This window comes from Ideonella alba, from assembly GCF_018069845.1.
In the GTDB taxonomy this organism is placed as follows: domain Bacteria; phylum Pseudomonadota; class Gammaproteobacteria; order Burkholderiales; family Burkholderiaceae_C; genus Ideonella; species Ideonella alba.
Map to the genome: position 1 here is coordinate 88,320 of NZ_JAGQDD010000020.1, position 6,233 is coordinate 94,552.

The window sequence follows — 6,233 nt, forward strand, 5'->3', positions numbered from 1 at the left end:
AAGGCCAACGGGCTGCCACCGCGCGCGCAGCATCGATGGCTCGCTCAATGGCTGCAGGGGAGCCATGCACAGGTTCGTTCGAAGCGGTGGCACGCGAGTGGTGGGCCCAGATTCATCGCGCCAAGGTCAGCGAAGCGCACGCCGCCAGAACACTCATCCGATTCGAGCAAGACGTCTTTCCCCGAATAGGCAGCCGCTCGATCGGGGACATCGAATCGCCCGAGTTGCTTGCCGTATTGCGACAGATCACCGGACGCGGCGCGATCGAAACTGCCCACCGTGCCAAGGACGCTTGCGGTCAGGTGTTCAGGTACGCCATTGCTGCTGGGTACTGCCAGCGCAATCCAGCGGCTGACCTGCGAGACGCTCTGCCGCCTCCACGCACCAAACACCTCGCAGCCATCGTCGACCCGCAGCAGGCTGCGGCTTTGTGTGCAGACATTGAATCCTACAAAGGGCATCCGGTCACGAAGGCGGCGTTGGAACTCTCGGCGCTCTTGCTCCTGCGGCCTGGCGAGCTGCGCCGGATGGAGTGGAGTTGGGTCGACTTCGATGATGCGATGTTGACCGTTCCGCCAAACGTCATGAAGCGATCCCGCGATGAAAAGCTGAACGGGTCTCCCCACTTGGTACCACTGGCACCACGGCCACTTGCCATCCTGAGCGCGCTGCACGGGCTCACGGGTAGCGGAGCGTTCGTGTTTCCTTCAGTCACTTCGCCCAAGACGCGCTGCATGTCGGACAACACGGTCCGCAGTGCACTGCGGCGGATGGGGTACGGCAACGACGACATGACAGCCCATGGGTTTCGTGCGATGGCACGAACCATGGCGGCGGAACGACTGGGCATAGCGCCAGAGGTCATTGAGGCCCAGTTGGCGCACGCTGTGCCAGACGCCTTGGGGCGCGCCTACAACCGAACGCAGTACCTTGAGCAGCGGCGCGAAATGATGACCCGGTGGGCCGACTACCTTCAGGAGTTGCGAGGCAAGGTAGCGGCTAGCGGGAGTTGAGGCGTCCGTGTTGTGCACAGTCGGCTGAGTGTCGAACGGTCCACCTTGGGAGGCGGAACCCAATCGAAGGAGAGCCACTGATGTCCAAGAGGAAGTCAGCGAAAGCGTCGACTGCAGCAGCCTTGACCGACAAGGAGCGCCAGGAGTTGGAGCTGTGGCGCAAGCTGGGGGCGCAGATGACCAGGTCCATGGACGCCACAACGCAGGTACTTTCCACGGTCATCGAGAGGCCAGTGAGATCAGGTCTCGGCCTGGCTGACGCTATCGCACCAAGGGCGGCGGAATCCCGACCGATTCCTGTGCCTGAAAAGCCTCGCCGCGGCAGGAAGAAGCGGCTCCAGGCCCGCGAACAGCGGGAGTACGACTACGCCTTGGTCGTTGCTGCCTCCAGGATCAGTCCAACGAAGGTCGCAAATCGCCTGGCCGACCTGGCCGCCGATCGTCTGGGTCGAAGTCCAGTCAAGCGGAGCCAGTACATCAAGACCTTGCAGAACCGAATCTCCAAGGCAAGGGCGCGTGTTCGCAAGGAGCTTCTGCTCGAGTTTGGGGACACCGCGGAAGCGGAGGAGCGGCTGCGAAAGCTGAAGCTCTTGACCAAGCCCAAGCGCACGCCCTAGACGGCGCATTCCCAACAATTGGGACCTTCTTTTCGCGGGAAACGGCGCTCAAGACACTGACCTCACCGTAACTGATCGAGTGAGGTTTTTCATGGCTGCTCCCAAACCGCCCATCCTGCACGCTGACCTGCAGGAGGTAGCGCTGATTGACGCGCTGACCTGCGCCGCTGTCGGCGGCATGTCCGTCTCCTGGTGGCACGAAGAGGTCCGGACAGGACGTGCTCCCCAGCCGGTGATCCGCCAACCCCGTTGCACGAGGTGGCGCGTCGGCGAGGTGCGTGCTTTCTGGGAAACGCGGGCACAAGTTGACCCGGCGGCAGCATCCCGGCTCATGACGACTGCGTCCAAGGCCAGTCGGGCTGCACAGAGGGCTAAGCAGTCGCGGAAAGGCTGAGTGGCCATGGTCACTGGCTCGCCCACAGATCCCAAGGTCATTGACGTCAGGGATCGGCATGGCACAGCAAGCAGCAGGGCGCAAATCCGGGGCGGTGATGCTCCGGTCCACAACCTACAGCCGTCTGTCCTGCGCCTGAACGCTGCCGTCTTTGGGGAAATGATCATGGCGATCGAAACAGTCTTGGAGGCAAGCGGCTGCGCCGAAGCCTGTATGTGGTCGGGTCCGGAGCGACAACCCGGCGAGCTGCGCGCCGGCTGCGATCTGGAGACCGGCCGCATGCATGTTGACCGATTGGCGAATGCGTCCAATGGGTCGCAGGTCGCGTTCAACCTCGCTATTGTCTGGGTCGCAGAACTCGCAATGCGGTGGTTGGCGTATCCCATGCGGTGCACCAAGGCGTGGCATCTCGACGTCTGCGGTATGGGGCACAACGGCGCTTCATTGGCGCTGCTGCCGGCGGCAAATGGCTAACGGTCGATCACCGGGCCGCAGGGTCGACAGCAGCCGCGACGCAGGGGGATTCGTGGCGCTGCCCTGGGTGGTGCTTGACAGCCCTTCATTTGCCCGCTTGAGTCACCCGGCGAGGTCCCTCCTGCTGGAGATTGCTAGGCAGTACGTTCGTGACAACAACGGCCGCTTGCTGTGCTCGATGGCGCACATGAAAAAGCGCGGCTGGAATAGCGCTGACACGCTCACTCGCGCGAAGCGGGAACTGCTCGAGGCGGGCTTCATCTTCGAGACCGTGCAGGGGCATCGACCTAACCGTGCTTCTTGGTACGCCTTGACGTGGCGCGAACTGGACCGGCACCCTGACTTCGATACCGGTGCGGCGATAGCCTTCGAACGTGGTGCCTACCGAGGTGAGGCCAAGAACGCATCGCCTAGACCGTCTGGCGGAACAAGCAAAGCCCGTATAGCACCGGGAGACGGAATAGAGCGTTCCCGCCCTATACCGGCAGACGGTGCAATAGACAGGGGTCAGGTGGGGGTGTCTGTTCCGGCAGACGGAAACCATCTAGAGGAGCCATCTACTGGGACTAGAAGCCTCGCCAGCAAGGAGGCGACGGGGGGAGTCGGTGAAGGAGGGGGAAGCCGTCCGCCAGCAGTGTTCGCCTTGCGGTGACCATCAGATGGTCAACCTCCATCCAGGCCAGCACGCTGACATGAGCCGGTTGGCTGTTGGCCAAGTTACCAGCAAGGTTGCCAGCAAGGTTGCCAGCAAGGTTGCCAGCAAGGTTGCCAGCGAAGTAGCCAGTTCCGACACTTTGAGCGATGGCGACACCATTGCTGAGGCGAGGTGGGGCATTCCAGTACGCAGCGCGGTACGCACGGCAGAGCGGGTCTACGTCAAGCCATCTGGCGCCCAGACTGCTTCTTGTCGGTCGCATGGCGGTGGTTTGCGCCAGAAGCAAACACTCAAAGGCAGCGGCCCAGGTTCATGTCATAGCCAGTTCCGTTGGCTCCGTGTGCTATGCCTACATTGCTGCCACACTCAAACCGAACGGGAACCCAGTGGGTTCTTGGTGCGAACCCGCTCGAAACCCACTGGGTTCTGACCGGCTTGTTGGACGAGCACTTGGCGCCGCGTTCAGCGCTGCGCGACAGGCCCGCAGACGCACTCGGCCGGGAAGCAGGCCGCCGTGGCGATCGTGCTGCCGCAGTCGGCCGCTTCCAAGGCAAAATCAAATGCGCCGCCCTACCAAGCTGCGCCTAACCACGGGAGACACTGGTAGCCGTTATCCCTGAGACGAACTGGGACCTGATATGCGGCGCATCACAAGAACAGAACAGCTCTCATGGCCCCAATCACGCCCCCGCTGTCCAACATCTGCCCCGCCTCGCCGGGCAAGCACACTGGCGTGCCACAAAAGGCAGCGGATACCATCCCGGCAAAGCACTCAGAATATCCCGGGAGCCCATGAACCAACAGAACCTGGCCGACTTCATCTGGAACGTCGCCGACGCCCTGCGCGGCCCCTTCAAGCCCTCGCTGTACGGCCGCATCATCCTGCCCTTCACCGTGCTGCGACGCCTGGAATGCGTGCTGGAGCCCACCCGCGATGCCGTGCGCGCCCAGCACGCCGCACTGGCCGGCACCGGCGTCGACCTGGACCTGGTGCTGCCTAATGTCGCCGGCGCCACCTTCTACAACACCAGCCAGTTCAGCCTTGGCACGCTCGGCTCCACCGCCACCCGCGCCAACTTGGAGGAGTACCTGTCGCGCTTCTCGGCCAACGCCCGGCAGATCTTCGAGCACTTCGGCTTCGACAACTGGCTGGTGAAGCTGGAGCAGGCCAACCTGCTGTACCTGATCACGCAGAAGTTCAGCGGCATCGACCTGCACCCCAACGTGCTGTCGAACCACGACATGGGCCTGGTCTTCGAGCACCTGATCCGCAAGTTCGCCGAGGCTGCCAACGACGACGCGGGCGAATACTTCACCCCGCGCGACGTGGTGCGCCTGGTCACCTCCCTAGTGTTCGCCACCGATCATGCCGCGCTGAACGGCCAGGGCGTGGTGCGCACGGTGTACGACTGCGCGGCCGGCACCGGCGGCTTCCTGTCGTCGGCCATCGAGCAGGTGGCCGAGTGGAACCCCGACGCCAAGCTGGTGCCCTACGCGCAGGAGCTGAACCCCGAGACCTACGCGATCAGCGTCGCCGACAAGCTGATCCAGGGCTACGACGTGCGCAACCTGAAACTGGGCAACACGCTCAGCGACGACCAGCTCCCCGGCGAACGCTTCGACTACTGCCTGGCCAACCCGCCCTTCGGCGTGAAGTGGGAGATGGTGCAGAAGCTGGTGAACGCGGAGCACACGGGCCAGGGCTATGCCGGCCGCTTCGGCCCCGGCCTGCCGCGGGTGGGCGACGGCTCGCTGCTGTTCCTGATGCACCTGCTCAGCAAGCGCAAGCCGGTCGAGCAGGGCGGCACGCGCATCGGTATCGTGCTGTCGGGCTCGCCCCTGTTTAACGGCGGCGCCGGCTCGGGCGAGAGTGAGATCCGCCGCTGGATTCTGGAGAACGACTGGCTGGAGGCCATCGTCGCGCTGCCGACCGACCTGTTCTACAACACCGGCATCGGCACCTATGTGTGGGTGCTCAGCAACCACAAGGCGCCGGCCCGCCATGGCAAGGTGCAGTTGATCGATGCCAGCGGCCAGCACAGCCCCATGCGCAAGAGCCTGGGAAGCAAGCGCAAGACCATCGCCCAGGCGCAGATCGACGCCATCGCCCGCTGGCACGACGACTTGGCCGACGGCCCGCACAGCAAGCTGTTCGACACCACCGACTTCGGCTACCGGCGCATCACCGTGGAGCGCCCGCTGCGCCTGCGCTTCGAGGTGACCGCGGATGCGCTGAAGGCCTATGCCGAGGCCAAAGGCTCTGACCAGGTGGAGCGGTTCATCGCGCTGGCCGGCCGCGGCGCCTTCGACAGCCTGGATGCCTTCCTGGCCGCAGCGGGCGTCAAGAAGCTGGGCAAGGCCACCCGCAAGGCGGTGCTCGACATCTTCGGCACGCGCGACCCGGCCGCCCAGCCGGTGACCGACACCGACGGCCAGCCGTTGGCTGACGCCGACCTGCGCGAGTTCGAGAACGTGCCGCTGAAGCAGGACATTCGAGATTATTTCGCACGCGAGGTGCTACCCCATGTGCCCGACGCCTGGATCGACGAGGGCAAGACCGACCCGAAGGACGGCGCCGTCGGCATCGTCGGCTACGAGATCAACTTCAACCGGTACTTCTACACCTACGTGCCGCCGCGGCCGCTGGAGGTGATCGATTCCGAACTGAGGTCGGTGGAAGCCGAGATCGCTGCCCTGCTGAGTGAGGTCACCCGGTGAGCTTGTTCTTCCATGAGTTCATAGAGCCCCTGGCAGGGCCTGGCGTGGAGATCGTCCCTGGACGCGCCTTCCTTCAAGAGGAAAAGGAAGTCACTGCAACGGGTGAGGGCGAACTGCTGAGCGTCAGCGAATACACCGGCGTGACCCGAAGGAGGGACAGCATTGACGAAGGGGAGCACCTGTCGCGCGCAGAAAGCCTCGAAGGATACAGAGTGGTGCGTCCTGGCAATCTGGTCATCAATTACATGCTGGCCTGGAAGGGCGCGCTGGGTGTGTCCGGCCTAGGGAAGGTCTGCATAAATCGCCCCACGCCCTGCTTGGCACCGACGTGAAGCCCTGAGACGATAGGGTCCATGAAGCAG

5 protein-coding genes are annotated in these 6,233 nt (G+C 63.8%); all 5 read left to right on the forward strand.

Features of this window, described 5'->3' with window-relative positions:
* The first annotated feature begins 86 nt into the window (after positions 1-86).
* The 5 genes from KAK03_RS20545 (at position 87) to KAK03_RS20565 (ending at position 6,203) form a co-directional block, all read left to right on the forward strand.
* Positions 87-1,013: a tyrosine-type recombinase/integrase gene (locus KAK03_RS20545; RefSeq protein WP_310738685.1), complete on the forward strand. Its 927-nt coding sequence runs from the start codon at positions 87-89 to the stop codon at positions 1,011-1,013.
* An 80-nt stretch (positions 1,014-1,093) separates the two neighbouring features.
* Positions 1,094-1,630, forward strand: coding sequence for a hypothetical protein (locus tag KAK03_RS20550; RefSeq protein ID WP_210856570.1), 537 nt, complete (start codon positions 1,094-1,096; stop codon positions 1,628-1,630).
* A 394-nt stretch (positions 1,631-2,024) separates the two neighbouring features.
* Positions 2,025-2,498: a hypothetical protein gene (locus KAK03_RS20555; RefSeq protein ID WP_210856571.1), complete on the forward strand. Its 474-nt coding sequence runs from the start codon at positions 2,025-2,027 to the stop codon at positions 2,496-2,498.
* Between the two features lie 1,447 nt (positions 2,499-3,945).
* Positions 3,946-5,871, forward strand: coding sequence for a type I restriction-modification system subunit M (locus KAK03_RS20560; protein WP_210856572.1), 1,926 nt, complete (start codon positions 3,946-3,948; stop codon positions 5,869-5,871).
* Positions 5,868-6,203 carry a hypothetical protein gene (locus KAK03_RS20565; protein WP_210856573.1) on the forward strand — a complete coding sequence of 112 codons (336 nt, stop codon included), beginning with the start codon at positions 5,868-5,870 and terminating at the stop codon, positions 6,201-6,203. The genes KAK03_RS20560 and KAK03_RS20565 overlap by 4 nt, the downstream gene beginning before the upstream one ends.
* Positions 6,204-6,233 lie beyond the last annotated feature (30 nt).